The organism is Terribacillus halophilus (assembly GCF_900162685.1).
GTDB classification, from domain to species: domain Bacteria; phylum Bacillota; class Bacilli; order Bacillales; family Amphibacillaceae; genus Terribacillus; species Terribacillus halophilus_A.
Genome location: NZ_LT727828.1, coordinates 2,226,357 through 2,245,487 on the forward strand (window position 1 = coordinate 2,226,357; position 19,131 = coordinate 2,245,487).

17 protein-coding genes, 1 pseudogene and 1 riboswitch are annotated in these 19,131 nt (G+C 41.0%); of the genes and pseudogenes, 6 read left to right on the forward strand and 12 right to left on the reverse strand.

Going from position 1 to position 19,131, the window contains the following annotated elements:
* The first annotated feature begins 170 nt into the window (after positions 1-170).
* The 6 genes from B1K52_RS15930 to B1K52_RS15955 all read left to right on the forward strand — a co-directional run bounded on the left by B1K52_RS15930 (position 171) and on the right by B1K52_RS15955 (position 5,890).
* Positions 171-1,406 carry a cation:proton antiporter gene (locus tag B1K52_RS15930; protein ID WP_077310632.1) on the forward strand — a complete coding sequence of 412 codons (1,236 nt, stop codon included), beginning with the start codon at positions 171-173 and terminating at the stop codon, positions 1,404-1,406.
* A gap of 88 nt (positions 1,407-1,494) precedes the next feature.
* Positions 1,495-1,594: riboswitch (TPP riboswitch) on the forward strand.
* Positions 1,595-1,674: 80 nt separating this feature from the next.
* A complete protein-coding gene (locus B1K52_RS15935; protein ID WP_077309981.1) occupies positions 1,675-2,277 on the forward strand; it encodes a YkoF family thiamine/hydroxymethylpyrimidine-binding protein in 603 nt (200 codons plus the stop codon).
* Positions 2,274-2,852, forward strand: a complete 579-nt coding sequence (locus B1K52_RS15940; RefSeq protein WP_077309983.1) for an ECF transporter S component — start codon at positions 2,274-2,276, stop codon at positions 2,850-2,852. Before B1K52_RS15935 ends, B1K52_RS15940 begins: the two co-directional genes overlap by 4 nt.
* The gene (locus B1K52_RS15945) at positions 2,849-4,456 is read left to right on the forward strand and encodes an ABC transporter ATP-binding protein (protein ID WP_077309985.1); all 1,608 of its coding nucleotides are present in this window, start codon (positions 2,849-2,851) and stop codon (positions 4,454-4,456) included. Before B1K52_RS15940 ends, B1K52_RS15945 begins: the two co-directional genes overlap by 4 nt.
* The gene (locus B1K52_RS15950; RefSeq protein ID WP_077309987.1) at positions 4,449-5,186 is read left to right on the forward strand and encodes an energy-coupling factor transporter transmembrane component T family protein; all 738 of its coding nucleotides are present in this window, start codon (positions 4,449-4,451) and stop codon (positions 5,184-5,186) included. The genes B1K52_RS15945 and B1K52_RS15950 overlap by 8 nt, the downstream gene beginning before the upstream one ends.
* A 41-nt stretch (positions 5,187-5,227) precedes the next feature.
* On the forward strand, positions 5,228-5,890 hold the full coding sequence (locus B1K52_RS15955) for an SOS response-associated peptidase (RefSeq protein ID WP_077309989.1): 663 nt from the start codon (positions 5,228-5,230) through the stop codon (positions 5,888-5,890).
* A gap of 531 nt (positions 5,891-6,421) precedes the next feature.
* Here the strand turns inward: B1K52_RS15955 and B1K52_RS15960 are convergent.
* The 12 genes and pseudogenes from B1K52_RS15960 to B1K52_RS16015 form a co-directional block, all read right to left on the reverse strand.
* Positions 6,422-7,030 carry an immunity protein Imm33 domain-containing protein gene (locus B1K52_RS15960; protein ID WP_077309991.1) on the reverse strand — a complete coding sequence of 203 codons (609 nt, stop codon included), beginning with the start codon at positions 7,028-7,030 and terminating at the stop codon, positions 6,422-6,424.
* Positions 7,027-8,130: a hypothetical protein gene (locus B1K52_RS18040; RefSeq protein ID WP_077309993.1), complete on the reverse strand. Its 1,104-nt coding sequence runs from the start codon at positions 8,128-8,130 to the stop codon at positions 7,027-7,029. The genes B1K52_RS15960 and B1K52_RS18040 overlap by 4 nt, the downstream gene beginning before the upstream one ends.
* Positions 8,117-8,443 (reverse strand): annotated as a pseudogene (locus B1K52_RS15970) (recombinase family protein); the annotation flags it as partial. The pseudogene B1K52_RS15970 and the gene B1K52_RS18040, both read right to left, overlap by 14 nt.
* A gap of 647 nt (positions 8,444-9,090) precedes the next feature.
* The gene (locus tag B1K52_RS15975; RefSeq protein ID WP_077309995.1) at positions 9,091-9,570 is read right to left on the reverse strand and encodes an immunity protein YezG family protein; all 480 of its coding nucleotides are present in this window, start codon (positions 9,568-9,570) and stop codon (positions 9,091-9,093) included.
* Between the two features lie 5 nt (positions 9,571-9,575).
* Positions 9,576-11,342 carry a DNA/RNA non-specific endonuclease gene (locus B1K52_RS18360; RefSeq protein WP_077309997.1) on the reverse strand — a complete coding sequence of 589 codons (1,767 nt, stop codon included), beginning with the start codon at positions 11,340-11,342 and terminating at the stop codon, positions 9,576-9,578.
* 3 nt (positions 11,343-11,345) lie between these two features.
* Positions 11,346-11,669 (reverse strand): hypothetical protein, encoded by a 324-nt coding sequence (locus B1K52_RS15985; RefSeq protein ID WP_077309999.1) that lies wholly within the window; start codon positions 11,667-11,669, stop codon positions 11,346-11,348.
* Positions 11,670-12,374 (reverse strand): DUF5081 family protein, encoded by a 705-nt coding sequence (locus tag B1K52_RS15990; RefSeq protein ID WP_077310001.1) that lies wholly within the window; start codon positions 12,372-12,374, stop codon positions 11,670-11,672. It lies immediately after the preceding gene.
* Positions 12,371-12,673: a WXG100 family type VII secretion target gene (locus tag B1K52_RS15995; protein ID WP_077310003.1), complete on the reverse strand. Its 303-nt coding sequence runs from the start codon at positions 12,671-12,673 to the stop codon at positions 12,371-12,373. The genes B1K52_RS15990 and B1K52_RS15995 overlap by 4 nt, the downstream gene beginning before the upstream one ends.
* A 3-nt stretch (positions 12,674-12,676) precedes the next feature.
* Positions 12,677-13,015, reverse strand: a complete 339-nt coding sequence (locus tag B1K52_RS16000) for a hypothetical protein (RefSeq protein ID WP_077310005.1) — start codon at positions 13,013-13,015, stop codon at positions 12,677-12,679.
* Between the two features lie 33 nt (positions 13,016-13,048).
* Positions 13,049-17,488, reverse strand: coding sequence for a type VII secretion protein EssC (essC, locus tag B1K52_RS16005; protein ID WP_077310007.1), 4,440 nt, complete (start codon positions 17,486-17,488; stop codon positions 13,049-13,051).
* 45 nt (positions 17,489-17,533) lie between these two features.
* Positions 17,534-18,835 carry a type VII secretion protein EssB gene (gene essB / locus B1K52_RS16010; RefSeq protein WP_077310009.1) on the reverse strand — a complete coding sequence of 434 codons (1,302 nt, stop codon included), beginning with the start codon at positions 18,833-18,835 and terminating at the stop codon, positions 17,534-17,536.
* Between the two features lie 39 nt (positions 18,836-18,874).
* A complete protein-coding gene (locus tag B1K52_RS16015; RefSeq protein ID WP_077310011.1) occupies positions 18,875-19,129 on the reverse strand; it encodes an EsaB/YukD family protein in 255 nt (84 codons plus the stop codon).
* Positions 19,130-19,131 lie beyond the last annotated feature (2 nt).

Sequence of the window (19,131 nt, forward strand, 5' to 3'; positions counted from 1 at the left end):
AGAAATCAATGTTTCCCCCTCTGCTATTTTTTGTTAATTTAGTCTCTACAAATAATGGATTCACAAGGAGAAAGTTGAAAATATAATAAAACATGCTATACCAGACAGCAAGTTGGGGAACTATTAAGAAGAATTTATTATCCAGTACATCTTCTAAGGAGCGTATTATCTTGCATCATTTCAACGAAACATTTATCCAATTACTTATCCTGCTCGCCATTTCTGTAACAGTAATCGCTTTATCCAAAACATTTAACAAACCTTATTCGATTGCCTTAGTTCTTGTCGGATTAATTTTAGGTCTTGTTGATATTCCCTTTTTAGAAGAAGCAGAGAACTATATCGTCCAATCCAATGTCTTCCAAGCAATCGTGATTTCTTTATTCTTACCAATATTATTGGGTGACGCGTCTATTAAGTTACCTTTTTCTCACTTGAACCAAGAGAAGAAACCTGTAATTGCAATGGCATTCGGCGGAACATTAATTACATTTATAGCCGTCGGCTTCAGTGTTTATTATTTCATGGATTTGCCAATTGTCGTTGCCTTTACATTTGCGGCATTAATGAGCGCAACCGATCCAATTAGTGTTATCTCCATCTTTAAATCTTTGGGTGTGCCCAAAAAACTGACTACAATCATTGAAGGAGAATCATTATTTAACGATGGTATTGCCGTTGTGCTGTTTCAAATTGCATCTATGTATTTGTTAACATATATAGAAATGGGCTGGGCAGGTCTTGGTCATGGTTTGTTATTATTTTTGAAATTCAGTGTAGGCGGTGTCGTTGTCGGGTCTGTATTAGGCTGGATTATTTCTCGGATTTTCAAATTCTATGATGACTACCCATTAGAGATTGTGTTTTCCATGCTTTTATTCTTCGGGAGCTATTTTATTGCCGAGCATTTTGACGTTTCCGGTGTTATCGCAGTTGTTGTTTCAGGACTAATTTTAGGAAACTATGGAGCAAAAATTGGTATGTCTGAAACGACGAGGATGAATATCGATTCTTTCTGGGATACCATTACACTTATTGCCAACTCACTCATTTTCTTAATGATTGGGTTAGAAATACAAAATATCGATTTATCGGGAAAATGGAGATTGATTGTTGCCGCAATCGTCATTGTATTAGCTTCAAGAACGATTGCTATCTACCTAAGCACACTGCCAATCAAAGGCTTCGAATCAACATACAAGCTTATTTTAAATTGGGGCGGGCTCAGAGGAAGTCTGTCCATCGCATTGGCATTAAGTTTGCCGCAGTCTTTTGAAGGCAGAGATAATATACTCATCTTAACCTTCGGGGTTGTACTATTTTCTTTGCTCATCCAAGGTCTTACCGTTGGTCCATTAATTAATAAGCTGAAAATAGGCCAGAAAACAGCGCAATCAGACGAATAAACTTCTATACCTGTAAAGAATTTGAAAAGAAGCCCTTTACAAAAGTACTTGTTTTTCTTACTATATACCTAACAATTGCATAAAAATTACGACGCACTAGGGGAGCTGGCAACGGCTGAGAGGACTTTTTCCGACCCTTTGAACTCGATCTGGATAATACCAGCGTGGGGAAGTGCAGCCAGAATGCTCTTACTCTTTTTGTATATATTCTGCGACTGCACCCTATGGTGCAGTCGCTTTTTTCATGCAAAAAATAGGAGGATCTGTAATGGAGAATGTTTGTGGAACAAGCCGCATTGCCGGCTGCAGTTTTTCGATTTACCCGATGGCAGACAAATTTAAGGAAATTATTTTAGACGCACTTAATCAAGTAGACACGTCAAAGGTATGGATAGAAACAGACGATGTGACTACACTTGTGCGCGGAAGAATCCCTCATGTATTTGATGTTACATCCGCAATTTTTTTAGCGGCCGCAAAAACAGATGAACACGTTGTTTTTAATGGCACCTATTCAATCGGCTGTCCAGGCGATTCAACTGGCGATGTGTATATGGCCGAAGACGAAACAAAACAGAACATGCCCAACATAAAAGATATAAAACTGGAAACCGCCTCTAAATTTTCTCTCTATCCGTTAGGCGGCGGTAATTATATGGATACCATTTATACACAAATTGAAAATATGCGAGCTCGAGGGATTACGGTATCGAAATCACACTACTCCACTCGTCTCGATGGCAATGCATACGATGTATTTGTAGGATTGGAGCACGTCTTTACCGAAACAGAAGCATCTGGTTCTTCTCATACTGTGATGACAGTTACCATGTCGGCAAACAGTCCTTCTGCCAAAGGAGCAACCAAATGAAGAACTGGCGTATGAAAGATATTGTCGTCATGGCAGCACTAGCTGTCGTATTTGGGATTGTGTACTTGGTATTTCTCCCTGTCAACGTTGTAATGATGGGACTGATTGGACCCATTGGAACAGACATTATTTTTGGAGTTTGGTTCCTTGTATCCATTGTTGCTGCTTATATTATTCAAAAGCCTGGCGTTGCGCTTATTTCGGAGACAATCGCTGGAATTGTTGAAGTGCTAATTGGCAGCAGTGTCGGACCGATTGTTATTCTTTCTGCTGTCGTCCAGGGGTTTGGGGCGGAAGCTGCTTTTACTATAACCCGTTATCGTTCTTATCACGTATTTGTCCTGATGGGAGCCGGCATAGGAGCAGCGATTACAAGTTTTATCTGGGGATATTTCCGCGGCGGTTTCACTGCCCTAGATCCCTCTTATGTTGTACTTATGCTGGTTGTGCGCATCATTAGCGGTGCGGTAATCAGTGGTTTAATCGGTAAAGCAATCAGTGAGGCGCTAGCCAAAACAGGCACATTGACGAGCTTCCCGCTCGGCAAAACCTATCGCCAGCGAAAAGCCGGATGAAAGATGTCCTGCTGGAAGTTAACCAATTGTCCGTTACATTTGAAGAGGAAAGCCACCCTACTCTAAATGAATTGAGCTTTAGCATAAAGAAAGGAGACAGCATTCTCTTACTAGGTCCAAGCGGCTCTGGCAAGAGCACGCTCACTTATTGTTTAAATGGATTATATCCAAAAGAGCTTGACGGGGAAATGGGCGGAACAATATCATTCTCCGGCAAACCCCTTGATCAATATGCCAGCGGGCAGCTTAACTTAGAAGTCGGAACAGTATTTCAAGACCCAGAAACACAGTTTTGTATGCTGACAGTGGAAGATGAAGTTGCTTTTGGCTTGGAAAACAAGAAAATGGCTCCCGAGCGAATGGATGCAGAAATCGAGCGGGTCCTCTCTCTTGTCGGGTTAGAGCATCGAAGAAAAGATACAATTCATACACTCTCTGGCGGACAAAAACAAAAACTCGCTTTAGCAGCAGTTCTTGCGTTAAGCCCTAGTATGCTTATTCTCGATGAGCCAACAGCTAATCTGGATCCGGCCGCCAGCAAAGAGCTGGCAGAGACAATCTGTCAGCTGAAAAAGCAGCAAAATCTCACACTTCTAATAATCGAGCACAATATTGATTACTGGCTTCCGATAATCGATCGAACGATAGTATTAGACCGAAATGGCTCCCTATTCTTTGATGGTGAGATGACAGAGGCAATCAATCAATATGATGCCGAACTCGAGCAGCGCGGGATTTGGCTCCCTGAGGTAACCCGATTTGCCAAAGATGCAAAGCTAGCAAAGCCATGGCCGATCACAGCCGATCAGCTGCCTAATGGATTAACTTTGCATGCAGCGAAACAAGCCGCTAACCACTTTGGTAAGATTATGTTACAGATTAATCACGGCAGCTTTAAAAGTAAAGATAAGCTCCTACTGGACATTCCATCACTTGCTATCCATCAGGGGGAGTTTATCGCAATTACTGGCAAAAACGGCAGCGGAAAAACACTTCTATCCCAGATGATGACCGGCCTGCGAAAGTCCTCATCTGGAAAAATTGAATTTCTAGGCAAACAGCTCAAACGGTGGAAACAGGAGGAACTTTATCAGCAAATTGGGTACGTGTTTCAAAATCCAGAACATCAATTCCTATCTGACTCAGTTCTAGATGAAATTGCCTTTGGCCAACCGGCTAGTACAGCTAAAACGGAAAAATTAATAGACGAAATCCAGTTAGCCGAACATGCCGATAAACATCCTTTTCTGTTAAGTCAGGGTCAAAAAAGACGACTCAGTGTCGCTACGATGCTGGTTCATGAGCCGCAGCTGCTCGTACTGGATGAACCAACATTCGGCCAAGACAGCACTACGACAGCTATGTTAATGCAGCAAGTGACGGCGCAGCATCAGCGCGGTTGTACAATTGTCATGATAACGCATGATATGGAGCTGGTTGATCGTTACGCATCTCGTGTCCTCCTTGTTAATGAAGGGAAAATTGTACTTGACGACACACCTGAAGCCATTTGGAAAACGGCCGATTTATCAGAATATGGGCTCTCTCTGCCCTTGAAAGAAGCTTATCAGCAACGAGAACTGAAGGTGAGCCTCCATGCATAACATCAACCCTAGTGTAAAAGCAGGTACGGTTACAATAGCCGCAATCGCCGTTGCATTTCTGTTTGACCCAGTTACCTTGCTGTTATACACCGGCTGGACAATGGCTGTCACCTTGCTGTTAGGGAAAATACAGATAAGAAAGTACTTCCTTTATCTGCTTCCCTTCACGATTTTTGCACTTGGCATGCTAGTTTCAACTTTGCTATTTGCGAAAACACCAGCGCATCCTTCTGTTACACAGCAGTTTCTATTCTGGAATTTACCATCGGAAACCGTGCAGGATGCACTGGCATTGGCTATTCGTGTATTCAGCTATGCCACGTTATCCCTCTTGTTTGTCCTGACGACCGACAAGGTAGCCTTTATTTTAAGCTTAATTCAGCAATGCCGTGTATCGCCTAAGCTTGCATACGGCATACTAGCCGGTTATCGTTTCTTGCCATTACTGACAAACGAATTAACCACCATTCGATCTGCCCACCTTGTTCGGGGAGCCAGAACAAAAACAAGCAGACTGACGAGATATAAACAATATACGATTCCTTTGTTGGCAAGTGCTATTCGTAAAGCCGAAAGAACTGCCGTTGCCATGGAATCCAAAGGGTTCACCGGAGAAAGAGATCGAACATATTACCGCTCTTATCACATACGATGGACAGATTGGGTATTCGGTTTTGTCATGATTTGCGCGCTTGGCTTGTGCATTGTCTTTTCTAAATCGTTTCAGTAGCTGTCTGAAAGGTTATACTGGAGAAAAAAAGGAGCTTTAACATGTGCGGCAGATTTACACTACTCACGCCCTGGGAAGAACTTTTACGGACGTATGACGCTGTCTCGGAAATAGAATCACTTGAGCCAAGCTACAACATAGCACCAACTCAACAAATAGCAGCAATCATTCATGATGGCAAAAAACGCAAGCTAGGAAGTTTGCGCTGGGGTCTAATTCCACCATGGGCACCAGATAAGAAAATCGGCAGCAAAATGATCAACGCCCGAGCTGAAACACTTCAGGAAAAACGCAGCTTCAAGAAAGCCTTTCAAAAACAGCGCTGCCTCATTCCTGCCGACAGCTTTTACGAATGGAAAACCAAAGACGGCAACAAGCAGCCCATGCGCATCCAGCGCAAGGACAAAACCCCTTTCGCCTTCGCCGGCCTCTGGGAGAAATGGCAAGACGACGATGGAAGCACCATCTACACCTGTACCATCATCACCACCGAAGCCAACAGCTTCATGCAACAAATCCATCACCGCATGCCCGTTATTTTACCAGCCAATTCACAAGCCATCTGGCTGGATCGGAATGAGCAGAATACAGAAACACTACAGCAAATACTGAAGCCTTTTTCAGAGGAATTGACTGCGTATCCCGTTTCCACATTAGTTAATTCGCCGAGGAATAATAGGGAGGAATTGATTAATCCATTGTGAGAGGAAGCATGTGTAGGGCATGCTTCTTTCTCATATAAAAACCGAAACTCACGACTTGTAAATATCTAACATCGTTCAACTTTTCACTCTCCCGTTATGGAAATTAAAATTTATGTAACGCTTTTAAACGAATAGCGAGTATTATACGACCGTCTCTAGGAAAAATACAACCCAAAATTTAAGTGCCAAGGCAATAAAACAACTCCCTTTCACATTACCAATTGTTTATAGCCACGAGCCTTGTCAATCTCGTTAGTTTGTCAGCCATTCCATATCATAACTATTCCTGCCATGTAAAATGTCATCTCGCCTATTTATCGTACTTCTCTCGCAAAGCAATTATTAAAACAGAATGCCTTGATGGTACTACCTTCATGAGTTATGAATTTCATGTAGACATTTTAATTTGTCCAAAGTTACATTCCTAACAAAAAGCACTTGTTGCCATTAGTAGACACAATCAAGCGCTTTATTCAGTGTTTTACTTCCTGTATAGTTTAGTTGTGTAACTATAAATTCCATAAATAAAAGCTATATTGAATCTTTTAAAACATCTACATCGTTTTCGTTTAATACTGCTTTTATTTCATTACCTTTAAAAACAACCATATAGTCATTTGGTAAAGCAAGAACTTGAATGATTTCTGGTTTAATTTTTAGTAGTTGATAAGCATATAGAGCATACAACTCTGTAGTATTATTATCCTCTACAGGTCCTATATACCAACCTGAATCTCCTTTTTCAGCATCTCCATTTCTTTGTAAATATATTTTTTCGAGTTCTAGTACACCTTTAGAAAGTATGATTTTATCACTAAATTTTATTGATAAACCATCTACATTCATATTTCTCAAAAAATGACCTTGTTCTAGTTGTACCCACAATGCTAAAGTTAAATCTTCTGTTATATCTTCAAATGGATTTTTAGAGTAGTCAGGAGTAGTCAATATAAAATTCCCAGTTTCTCTCTCCTGTAAATAATAGACGGACCAACCAACTTGTAATGAGAATCCATGAATTAATTTATTACGGTCTACCTGTTCTAATATAGCAAACAAACTTTCTACTTGAGGTTCTAATTCTTTTTCAGCAGTCACTATAATGGTTTTACCCATAATACTCTTTTCAAATTTCTTCATTTCTTCAACCTCTCTTCTATAGCTATTTTTAGAGCTTCTCTAGCCTGTTTCTCTTTTTCAAGCATTTCCATTCTAACATTAACAGGAACCTCTCCCATCTTAGAATGTCCTTTCCAATCAGCCCAACTATGAGCTCCCTTAGATGCATTCGAAGATTTTCCAAGACCAACAAAATTATCTTTTAGATTTAGAATTTCTATTTGTTGTTCTCTAGTTAACCTACTAAATCCATCCATTTCAGTTATTTCTTTCATTGAAACAATATGGTCTGCTTCAAACTTATCTACTTCATACCCGTACACTGGATCCACTTTAGGACCATCTGGATTAACCATTTTTCTTATATCGTTACTTGGTGTCTTTTTCCTCAAGTTTTTATATTCATCTTTTGTAACACCATTATCCGTACCCTTAGAAACCGCCCCAAGTCTATCCACTACCTTCGCAGTCCCTGCTTCTAGTTTATTAAAATTACCGGGAGATGCAAACATTATGCCATTACCTGTTGCTAAGTTTGCTTGCGGGAACATATGGAGAACTTTTGTGATCCCCGCATCTCCCTTTTGTGCGACTTTGATTGCTTCTTCGCCGAGTTTATTTTTGAGAACGCTCGTAGAGTTCTTCACAGAATGACTGGCGTTTCTTAATCTGGATGATGTTTGCTGTCCTGCTGTTTCTACTAGTTGTTTCACTTTAGATGTTTGATGAGCGGTTTCACCTGCTAGTGAGGAGCTTAGTTTTGTTTTATTTAGTGCGCCCCCTAAGTCGACCACTTTATTAGTGGTGCGCGCTGTTCCTGTGAAGGTTGTTGCGGCTTTTCCTACCGGCAATATATCGACTGGTGCCAATATTCCTCGAGTCCAGCGCTCCGACGTATCCAGCTCCCGTCCAGATGCCCAGTCCTTCCCGGAAATAGCACTCCCCATTTCAACGCTCGCATAGGCGGCACCTAATACCGCTCCCGCCGGTGGACATACAACTGTAACGGCAACGGTAACGACAAGGGCGGCTATGTTAATCCAAAATTCCTTGGTGAATTGATCGTCTTCTATGGACTCATATTCGAAAGCTCGCGTGTTGACCGCAAATATCACAGCCATATTTCTTCAGCTCTCGTTGGATCAGCACCTTAACAATATCCGACCGCCATAATCGGCATGTGTTCAGCACTACCACATAATCAATTTGGGCAGACGAAAGGTGAGCCAACATCTCCTGTAAGCCCACCCTGTCAATTTCTAATGCTTCTTCATTTAGTCTTGCGCCACTAATTCCTTCATCTCTAAAAATATGAATCTAGTTTAAGCCTTGTTCTTCACAGTATGCTTTAATTTCATCTTCTTGATATTTCAAGCTATATCCCTCTTTAGCTTGCCCTTGAGTGGAGACTCGTATATACCCAACAACGTTCAACTTTTCACCCTCCCGTTACATAAATTTTAATTTTCGTAACGTTTTTTTACGAATAGCGAGTATTATACGACCGTCTCTTGTAAAAATACAACCATAAGTTAATTTTCTTATACAATAAAACAGCACCTCTTTACGTTACCCATTGGTTATCGCCACGAGCTTTGTCATTGTCTTTAGTTTGTTAGCCAATACATGTCATAACTACCCCTACCATATAAAATGTCATCTCGCCTAATTATCGTACTTTTCTTACTACCCAAGTATTAAAACGATACTCCATGATAGTACAACCATCATGAGCTTTCGATTCTCAAACAAATCACATTCTTATTGTCTCACTCAAAAATCTTCACTTTTTATTATTCACTATCTTTATGTATCCGTATCGATACCACCTTTAGCATTACGAGTTTTATCATTTTCATTAGTTTGTGTGTTTTGCAGTACCATAAGCCCTCTTGGCATGTAAGATGTCATCTCGTCTCGTTATCGTACTTCTCGCAATATTCAAATATTAAAATAAAACACCAATTATGGTAATACCTTCATAAGCTTTGAATTTCAAACTGGTCTCATTCACCTTGTTCTTACTTCACCAAAAATAAAAGCACTTGGTTGCCTTTTAGGTAACCAAGTGCTTTTATTTTTTATTTTTCTTTAAATTCCTTCATTCTCTCTAATAAATTTAAATCTAGCTGTTCTTTGTTTTGACTTATATATTTATATTCAAAATACTTAATTCTATCTGTTGGACCAAATTCACTTTCATGCCAATTTGTATAGTCAAAATGTACGTTTAATTTACCTGCATCATTTAATATTAATGTCACTGAAAACCACGGATCTTGGTCATTATCAATAAATTTTTTTTGGAGTTCAACAGTAAGTTGAAATAATTTATGTAGTTCTTTATTATAAGTCCTCTTATCTACACTATATAACTTTGGAATATAATGTGAAAAAATGTGTTGTTCCTCACCTTTTGGCGTAAAAAAGAAGAAAACTCCTCCTTCTCCCTCCTTAACTTCACCATTAAAATAGAAATTATCCCATTCAGTTGGAATCATATCATTAACCTGTTGTGCAATTTCTTTATATAACTCGTTTAATTCTGTTTCAAAACTCATCAATATCAGCCTCCTGATTTATTTGCAATCTCGCGAATCACTGGAAATTGGCCTTCAATTTCATATTCTATCATAAAGGAATCTGGTCGCATTGAATTATTAGAATAGATCGGTTCTATACTAACAGAGACTTTCTTGGGCGGTACCTCTTTCAATGCATTGGCCCATTCAGTCTCCATTTCGTACCAAACTCCACCCCTCCTATTAATTTGACTATTTTGTGGTACAAGATTATCAATATCAGGAGGACCATTAAATTGTGCCCCTATTAAATGTCCGCCATCATCATCTAGTAATCTGTCTTTTCCCCCTACATTTGCTTGAGCGTATTTATTTCTATTAGCCTTTTTCAATACAAGTTCGGGAGCATCTACATTTACAATACGTCCAAGTTCATCGGTATTATATTTGTAGTTATCATTGGTTACGTACTTAGTATTTGGGAGTAGTTGTTTCTTACCATTTTCACCTTTTATAATGTGCTTTCCAAAATCAATTTCTTTAACTTTGTTAACTTTATTACCATTATCCGTACCCTTAGAAGCAGCCCCAAGTCTATCTACTACCTTCGTAGTCCCTGCTTCTAGTTTATTAAAATTACCGGGAGATGCAAACATTATGCCATTACCTGTTGCTAAGTTTGCTTGCGGGAACATATGGAGAACTTTTGTGATCCCCGCATCTCCCTTTTGTGCGACTTTGATTGCTTCTTCGCCGAGTTTGTTTTTTAGAACACTTGTGGAGTTCTTCACCGAATGGCTGGCGTTTCTTAATCTGGATGATGTTTGCTGTCCTGCTTTTTCTACTAGTTGTTTCACTTTAGATGTTTGATGAGCGGTATCACTTGCTAGTGAGGTGCTAAGTTTTGTTTTATTTAGTGCACTTCCTAAGTCGACTACTTTATTAGTGGTGCGCGCTGTACCTGTGAAGGTTGTTGCGGCTTTTCCTACCGGCAATATATCGACTGGTGCCGCTATGCCGCGTAACCAGCGCTCCGACGTATCCAGCTCACGCCCAGATGCCCAGTCCTTCCCGGATATAGCGCTGCCCATTTCTGCTCCTGCATAAGCTGCTCCTAATACGAAACCTGCCGGCGGGCATACAACTGTAACGGTAACGGTGACGACGAGGGCGGCTATGTTAATCCAAAGTTCCTTGGTGAATTGATCGTCCTCTATAGACTCATATTCAAAAGCCCGTGTGTTAACCGCAGCAGTTCGGTAGTCTTCTTCGCTGATATCTTCGTCGGGGTTTTCAGCTTTATATTCTGCAAAAGAAGTTTTAATCTGATCGGCGTAATAATTATCCCCGCTGAGGATATCGTCTATGTTGATTTCCTTTTTCTCTGTCTCATATTCCGAATAGGCCCCGTACCCATAGGGCATGCTTGTTACTTCAACTGCGCCGATGTGGTTTTTTGTTGTATAGTTGGATATAGATGCATCTCGGACTGTATGGACAAATTTATCGATGTCTTCATAGAAGGGCTGATCAATGGTATCTTCTACAATATTGCCTACCTTTGCAGTGAATTTTTCCAAGACCTTATAATCTTTATACAGCTGCTGGTACTTATTTTCATCACTTTTGTAAGAGAAGGAAACAACGCCATCTGGGTCATTCCTTCTCACTGCGTCACTGGCATCCTCTAGGTTTTTGGTGACATCCTTCATTGTATCAATGCCGCCTTTTCCCCAGCTGCCTAATTCAATAAAATCACGGATACCTTCCCTGGTGTTTTCCCATTGCTTGCTCCGATAATGTACATCCAATCGCTATACCTCCAGTTCATCGATAATTTTTGCGGCGATGGCTTGATCGGTTTCTATCATCTTTTCCAGTGTGTGAACGACCAATGTTGAGATACGCGCGTAATGGTCTTGCAGTTCCATGAATTTATCGTTCGCATCTGGATAAGCTTCTATCGCCTCCATGGCTTTACCTGATTTGTAGAAATTAGAATCCTTAATTTTGTTGATTGCTGGAAGAGCGTTGGATTCTAAATCGTTCATAATAGCGAGCAGCGCTTTATATATACTCGTGATTTCCGTTGGATCAATCGTAATACTAGCAGTTGAACTACCTTGCGATGCGTGCAATTACCTTACCTCCTTCTGGCGATATGGAAAGTCCAAAGCATCAAATAAAAGTTTTAAAAACCAATGTTGACTTGCTTGGTAATATTGCTTTTTATACGTATCAATCATAACCAGCTTTTCAGCTTTCGTGAGGGCGATCCATTGCTGATAGTAATTTGGGTTGCTAGCAGATTGCGGTTTAACGCGCGGATGGAATAGCTCTATATTGACCATATCCTCGCTCGCTTCCAGCTGGTTAATTTCTTCCTTATCTACTTCTGTAAGTTCACGCCTTAAGAAATTTAGCTCTCCCTCCAGTGGCTCACGGTTTATGAGTGGAACTTTCTCTCCTAGCAACTTAAGCACAAGCGCTTTTGCCATAACATAAAGTCTGTAAGATCCTGCTTCCGTCTCCGCCAGAATAATCACTTCATCCGCCTCTTTCTCACGAAAAGCGAACATCAAATTATTAATCCGGACATATTTTTGGCTAAAAAAGTATTCATACAGTGATTGAATAATGACGATGCCATCTTTTGTCATTTTACCCTCAGAAGTGAAAATGCCTTTCTTTATAAGGCGTTCATGCGCTTCTCGCCAAGGTTCTTCTCCTTGAAGCTGATAAGCTTTCTTGTCAGGTAGTCCGAATAAAGCTTCTGCATCAAAAGCTGAAGCAAGCAAATACAATTCGGTAACATGAAAACTATCTGTTTCTTGCTGGCTCATAGATTCTTCACTTCCCTAACTGTACTGTGGCTAGAAAAGTCAGCTTTATAGTCTTCCAAGTTATCCAGTGCTGTTTTCTGCAGATTGGCTGCATCTTTCAGATCACCATGATATTGAATCAGCAATTCTAAATAAGCTAGAAAACTATCACGAGATTTGCCTTTCCAATTCGACCCTTGTACTTGGGCTAGCAGGCTCTCACTTTGTGTATACGTGTTGTTCAAGGATTCTTTGAGCTTAGCTGCGGCTTCTTTAGCATTATTCAATTCCTCTTGATCAATCACAACATCTTCAGCCATTCGTTAATCCTCCTTTGCCTCTTCGATCGCTTTACGCTTGTAATACAAATACCGGTCATATGCCTGATTGCTTGCTGTAACAAGACTGCTTCGATAGTCCATTTCTTCGTCCATATAATTGGAGAATTGCTTATCTAAACGTTCTTGCGCAGGAAGGAAATCATTGCTAGGCATCGAATCACTTGCTACACAAGGCATGCTGTTTTTGTAAGAAGAAAAGGCAGATTCCGCTTCCTTAATCAGATTGTCGTGTTCTCTCCTCAAGTCTTCTAACTTATTGTAAAGATCATGATACTCGTCTCTTTTCCTCTCATTTTCTGTACCAATAAGCCAATCCCACATTTGGCATCCCCTCCCCTCTTCCATTCAGAGATTCTAGTTCGGTATTTTCACCTTCACATGCTGATGATCCATTGCTACATAGCATTCATATGCTTCTGGATATTGCTCCTGGCGAATGTACGGCTGCTTGAAAATATCCTGATCACCCAGGCGCATCCCGACGAGTCCAAAGATAGCTTGGCTTCTAAGGTACTTGGGAATTTGTTCGTAGCTGATGCCAAGATAGGTATAATCGCTGCAGATAATGAAGTGTATACCTGCTTTTGAACCGCGTTCCATCATATAAGTAACTTCATCCAATGTCAGCCCGGAGCGTTCGATAAAGTCCTGTAAGTCTGCAATTTGGATAAGCCATTTTGAATTGGTATTATTACTTGCATTTCGCTGTTTGATTTCACTTATAACTTCATTCTTAATTGCTGCAATGCCAACATCTTCGGATACGTAGTTATGCATACTGCTCCCGATGTCGGAGAAATCTTGATCAGCAGTATCAATCAGCATCGTTTGGTATGTTTCTTTCAGCAGCGTGACGTTTTTCGCCACTGACAGAATCATACGATCCAGTCCATCTTTGCGGTCACTGACGACCGTTAAGTTGCCGTGTTGTGCGGGGTTAAATGCAACCGGCAAAACTTCCTCGAAATCTAAGCCAAGTGGTATTTTTTTCTCTTCAACCATTCGTTTTGTTCTGCGTTGTTCTTTGAATTGCTGGAAGTCCACGACTCCTTCCGGCATCATTGGAATTGGATCTGGATAGTCGCCATCCCATACGTCGTTCATCTCTTTTGCTAACCCTTGGATGTTGTCGAGTATTTGCAATGGTTCTTCGCCGTAAGCTGGAAGCATGGTCTGGAACAGAGCGGGATCTTCCAGTTTAATAAGTCCTCGGCCAGCAATTTCTTCAATTTCAATTTCAGTTCTTCCAACAATTGAACGCGCTTCATTACCTTCAATTAAATACAGTGCGATTTGTGTCTTGATATTGGACAATAGCGGCATACGCATGGCACTCTGACGACCTGCACTGATAATAAGGTGAATACCGATGCTGGCGCCTTCTCGGGCGACTTGCGTAATCACTTTTTCGAAATCATCACCAAAATCACTGTCTTTAACCGATTCATAGTTATCAATTACAAGACAAATGTTTGGGACGGTCTCCCCGCTTGCTCTTTCAAACAATCCTATATTCGCTACCCCGTATTGACTCAGCTTCTGTTTGCGCTGCTTCATCACGCCCGTCAGCATCCGAACGAGCTTTCCGACTTTCTCTGTCTGATCGACGAGGAATGTATCGGCCACATGCGGCAGGTTTTTCAATGGCAGCAAACCATTTGTACCAAAGTCGAGCAAATAAACATGCAAATGCTCTGGATTATGCTGCTTCACTAAATCCATCACGACGGTTTGCAAGAAGGTCGACTTCCCGTAACCTGGACTAGAGAATACTGCTATGTGCCCGTCTTTGGAAAGATTCAATGTCAGCGGTGCTTGCTGCTGCAATTCCGGCTGATCAAGCAGTCCGATCATTGGCTGCAATGGCTTCTTCGACTCTTTCCATGCATCTTGGAATACAAGAGGATGGAGTTCCGGTCCGAATAGCTTCTCTGAAAGCGGCGGCAGCCAAGGACGCGCCAATGGTTCCATTTTCTGCTTTTCCGTGTAATCTGCAATATGATCAATAACCGCATCTAGTTCAGACGGTATTTTGGCAACAGTTTCTTTCTGTTCCAGGCCACTAAGATCTTCGGTCAAAATATCGTACTGCCCTAAATCATTGATGGCATAAATCGTTAAATCAACATGATCTTCATCATTCTTATCCGGCACGTAATCCGCTCCGCTCCAAGCACTTTGGAAAAGTTCGTAGATTTCGTTATTACCGACTTGTAAATAAGCACGCCCAGGAAGGGTAATTTCGGCTGCATCAGGTGTTTTTAAAATTTCGTTTGAATCTCCAGCATTTTGTACTTTCAATGCTAATTTGAATTTCGAGTTCGACCAGATTTGATCATCGACAACACCGGTTGGCTTCTGAGTAGCCAATATCAAATGGATGCCTAAGGAACGTCCGATCCGAGCAGTGGAGACAAGCTCCTTCATAAAGTCAGGCTGTTCGGATTTCAACTCGGCAAACTCATCCGATATAAGGAATAAATGCGGCATTGGCTCATCCGCTTCTCCTTGCTTGAAGAGCTTTTGATATTGATTAATATGATTTACTTCATATTTTCCAAACAGTCGCTGTCTCTTTTGCAGCTCCGCTTTAATAGAAGCTAAAGCTCGCATGGACTGCGCTTTGTCCAAGTTGGTAATGGTACCCATCAGGTGCGGCAGCTTGTTGAACAGATTGGCCATGCCTCCGCCTTTATAGTCAATTAGCAGGAACGCGACTTCATAAGGGTGAAAATTGACAGCAAGCGATAGAATGTAAGACTGGATGATTTCCGACTTACCAGAACCTGTTGTACCGGCTACTAAACCATGCGGTCCGTGGGCTTTCTCATGGAGGTTAAGCTGAACAATATCTTCTTTACCGCGAAGCACTAATGGAACCGCCAATGTCTTGTAGGTTTCGTTACGCTGCCATCGGTTCTGAATCGCGAGTTCTTCTACTTTTTCTACACCATACATTTCTAAGAAAGTCACTTGCTCGGGTATCGAGTTTTTTAGGTTTTGTAGGTGGTTGAGTGGTGCCAGCGCTCGTGAAACAGCTTCTTTATTGAAATTCTTCGGAAAATGATCTGGACGGAATGCCTTATTAACGAGTTCGCCTTCCTCTAGCACAATCTTACCGTCACTGCTGTCGCGAATATCAATTACGGTTTTCACATGCTCCGGCAACGCTCGCAATACGTCTTGAACGAATACAAGCGAAACGCCATATTCACTTGGGTCCTCATTAAAGAATTCCATAATTGTATGATCAAGAACGAGCTTTTCATCCGTAAGCAATACAACATAATGCGGTGAGAAATATATCTTCTCATTCGAATTTTTCTTCTCATCGACCTGCTGCTTCCGTTCCTTCAGCACTTGGTACATGCTGTGCAGAACTTGGTCACGTGAGCGTTCATGATAAACAAATCCGCGCACATTGATGTCACGTACACTTGCATGCGGGAGCCAGCGCATCCATTCCCAATCTTTCTTTTCTTCTTCCGGAAAGACAGTAACAAACTGCAAATCATGATAGCTGTGGAAAAGCGACAGCTGCATGACAAGCAACTGCAATTGTTCTAATACTAATTTTCGCGGTCCAATGTATCCGACTGGTCCTTTTCTCAAGGAAGTAATCACAGGAACGTCCCTTAGCTCATCAAATTGGCCCAGCAAATGTCTGGCTTCATCTACCAGTTCATCTTTATCTTGTGTGAATTCTTCTTCGTTAAAAGAAATCTCAAAGCTTGCATCCACGCTTCCTAAGCCTGTCCGGAAGTTTAAGAAATCGTGATGATACATAGTTTTTTCATAGATACGTGCTTCTGTAGCAGCAGCCATCTCTGAGATTCCTTCCACATCCGGATAGTGGTATTGCAGTGCATGCCGCTGTTCTTCACTGGCGGAATACAATTCCTTCGTCTTCCGCTGCAAATATTCCTTATATGTTTTTTCGCGATGCTTCATGTTCGCTTTATATTCTTTCACACTCTTTACATAAGAGGTAATTGAGAAAATAATCGTAACTGTCGTAACAGCAACCATAACGATAATGAAAATACCTCGCGGCTGTATTAGTGAAATAATTACCAAGGCCGCAATCATAACTAGCGGAGGTATGATAGTTCTCGCTAACTGTTCACTTGGCTTGCTTGGCTTATTGGCAGGTTTAGCAATGGTCCTTTTTTCATCTGGCTCTCGGTAGATAATCCTTGGCGAACGATGATAATCTGGATATTCGCCACTATAAGGTTTTTCTTGCCCAATCAATTCTAATAATGACGTATCTATCGCTTTATTTGCTTGTAATTCAATCGTGTCCATACTTACTTTTAACAGTACACCGTCAGCGAATAGGATATCTCCTTCTTCTACCAACACCTCTTGATTACTCGATACAAGCTGATAATTGTGGTAGACAGCCCCACTTTGAATATCCAATTCAAAAACAGGTAACGATTCTCTTCTCATCAGAACAAAGTCTGCTTTCCAATTCTTTTTGCTGATTGCATTATAAGAAGCTGCACCAAAGGTGAGACTAGACTGGCCAGCAATATCGTACATAACAGACGTATGCTCGTCTATTACATATAAGGACAGTTCTCCTAGTCGCTTAACAGACTCGATTTCTTCTTTGCCATCACGTAAGTTGTGTCCATCCCATTCCAATACCAATTCATCTGTGAACGCAGCTATTGTTACCTGATTCTTACGGCTGTTTCCAATGGTTATCGTTTGGCCGGAATCTGCCGGTAAATGGCATTTATGCAATTTATCTTGATATGCAGCTAGCAGTATTTTATGTGCCATCGTTCCTTCTTCCTCTCTATGCACGCCATCCATTGCTGATCGACATTATTTCTCTTCTTGTTTTTTCTCTTCTTCTGCCTGTTTCTCTTCCTCTTTCTTCTGTTCTTCTTGAGATGCGGTTTGCTGTTCTTCGCTTGCTGATGCAGCTTCCTGCTCTGCTTCTTCTGTTCCGGTGTCTTCACCAAGAGGATCAAGATTGTATTCTTCGAGCAATTTATCTAGCTGATTTTGTAAGTCTTCTACTTGTTTATCGCGTTCTGTTCCCGAGATGTCTGGGTTGTTTTTCACTTGTTCCATTTTCTTAATTAATCCATAGATAATCAGCTGCGGATCGTCGATAAATTTCGCTTTTTCTAAAGAAGCATCAAATTCACCCTGGCCGTTATAAATCCAATAAAGCAAATAATCTTGATCGCTTTTGAGCGTTACATTATTTAAAATAGATTTCTTTTCTTCGTCTGAGAGAGATTCGGCTTGAATGTAGGAATATGCTAAAGCATATTTCGTCTGACTTGGGAGTTTCTCAGGATCTTCTCTTTCCAAAGTAGAAATGACTTTGTTATAATCCTCTGCCAGAAACTGCTCAAATGCTTCTAGCTGCTTGTCTTGGAAAGGCTCTTTGATCAGCGCGAAGTAAACAAGCGGAACTGCTAGTAAAACACTAAGAACAATCATAACAATCGACAGCCGCTTATAAAGGCGGAAGCGTTTGGTTGGAACAAAACTCATTATTTTATCTGTCTTCTTTTGTTCTTTTTCATAGCTGTCTTGAAGGAACTTTCGAAGCGCTTCGATCGTTCCAGCTTGTTGGACACCTTTTTCGAAATCCGATTCATTTGCGTTGTCTAAGGAACCATGATAGAGCTGGTCAAATGTATACTTTTTTGAAAACATTGCAATGCTCATGCATTTATATTGTTTTAGGAAAGTTTCTGACTGTATGTCAAATGGGGGTACAGTCTCACGCACACCGCGATGTATAATTTGCGGCATTAAATTCTCATCGAAAACTAAATTGTCTGGATGAAGAAAGAACGTGATTCGACTGGAAAGGAATCGTTCAAGCTTACCGATATTGCTGAGAATACGCAGCTTATCGTGATGACGCAGCTGTTGCGCCTCGGACCATTTTCTTCGCTGATTATGGATATTATAGGTGAATTCTAACGTATCCTCATCATCTTGTACTTCCATCGGTACAAAAAACTCAGAAGGCTGCTGCATTAAATGCAGCTGTCGAATATCTTTAACAGCTGTTTGTGATTTCGGTATAGTAATTTGAACTGTTTGGTTGTCGCGCCGCAGATTATATATGGCGTTATCCAATTCTATCTTTTTTTCATTCATAGTGGGCTAGCTCCTTCACAATCAGCACAGATAGGCAACTTATAAGACTACAAGTACGTCGCCGTCTGTTACTGGATAGTCTCTCAGATGGTCATCATCCGCTAATACAAGATTCTTCGTTAGAATCTTGATTGTGGAAATAGTGCAGCTTTGTTCAATGTGTAATGTTTCCATCACATGATGAAGCAGCTGCTTTACCGTCAATTGGGTAGGAATACGTAGGTCATAAGCAGAATTTTCTCCGCTGACACGATGAAAATCCATTGTTACGTTAACATGTTTCGTGTTAGCCATCG

Bases quoted from the DNA above. Each gene is read 5' to 3' on its own strand.
- B1K52_RS15935 (WP_077309981.1), top strand. From the start codon at position 1,675: ATGGAGAATGTTTGTGGAACAAGCCGCATTGCCGGCTGCAGTTTTTCG.
- B1K52_RS15940 (WP_077309983.1), top strand. From the start codon at position 2,274: ATGAAGAACTGGCGTATGAAAGATATTGTCGTCATGGCAGCACTAGCT.
- B1K52_RS15945 (WP_077309985.1), top strand. From the start codon at position 2,849: ATGAAAGATGTCCTGCTGGAAGTTAACCAATTGTCCGTTACATTTGAA.
- B1K52_RS15950 (WP_077309987.1), top strand. From the start codon at position 4,449: ATGCATAACATCAACCCTAGTGTAAAAGCAGGTACGGTTACAATAGCC.
- B1K52_RS15955 (WP_077309989.1), top strand. From the start codon at position 5,228: ATGTGCGGCAGATTTACACTACTCACGCCCTGGGAAGAACTTTTACGG.
- B1K52_RS15960 (WP_077309991.1), bottom strand. From the start codon at position 7,030: ATGAAGAAATTTGAAAAGAGTATTATGGGTAAAACCATTATAGTGACT.
- B1K52_RS18040 (WP_077309993.1), bottom strand. From the start codon at position 8,130: ATGGCTGTGATATTTGCGGTCAACACGCGAGCTTTCGAATATGAGTCC.
- B1K52_RS15975 (WP_077309995.1), bottom strand. From the start codon at position 9,570: ATGAGTTTTGAAACAGAATTAAACGAGTTATATAAAGAAATTGCACAA.
- B1K52_RS15990 (WP_077310001.1), bottom strand. From the start codon at position 12,374: ATGAGCCAGCAAGAAACAGATAGTTTTCATGTTACCGAATTGTATTTG.
- B1K52_RS15995 (WP_077310003.1), bottom strand. From the start codon at position 12,673: ATGGCTGAAGATGTTGTGATTGATCAAGAGGAATTGAATAATGCTAAA.
- B1K52_RS16000 (WP_077310005.1), bottom strand. From the start codon at position 13,015: ATGTGGGATTGGCTTATTGGTACAGAAAATGAGAGGAAAAGAGACGAG.
- essC (WP_077310007.1), bottom strand. From the start codon at position 17,488: ATGGCACATAAAATACTGCTAGCTGCATATCAAGATAAATTGCATAAA.
- essB (WP_077310009.1), bottom strand. From the start codon at position 18,835: ATGAATGAAAAAAAGATAGAATTGGATAACGCCATATATAATCTGCGG.
- B1K52_RS16015 (WP_077310011.1), bottom strand. From the start codon at position 19,129: ATGGCTAACACGAAACATGTTAACGTAACAATGGATTTTCATCGTGTC.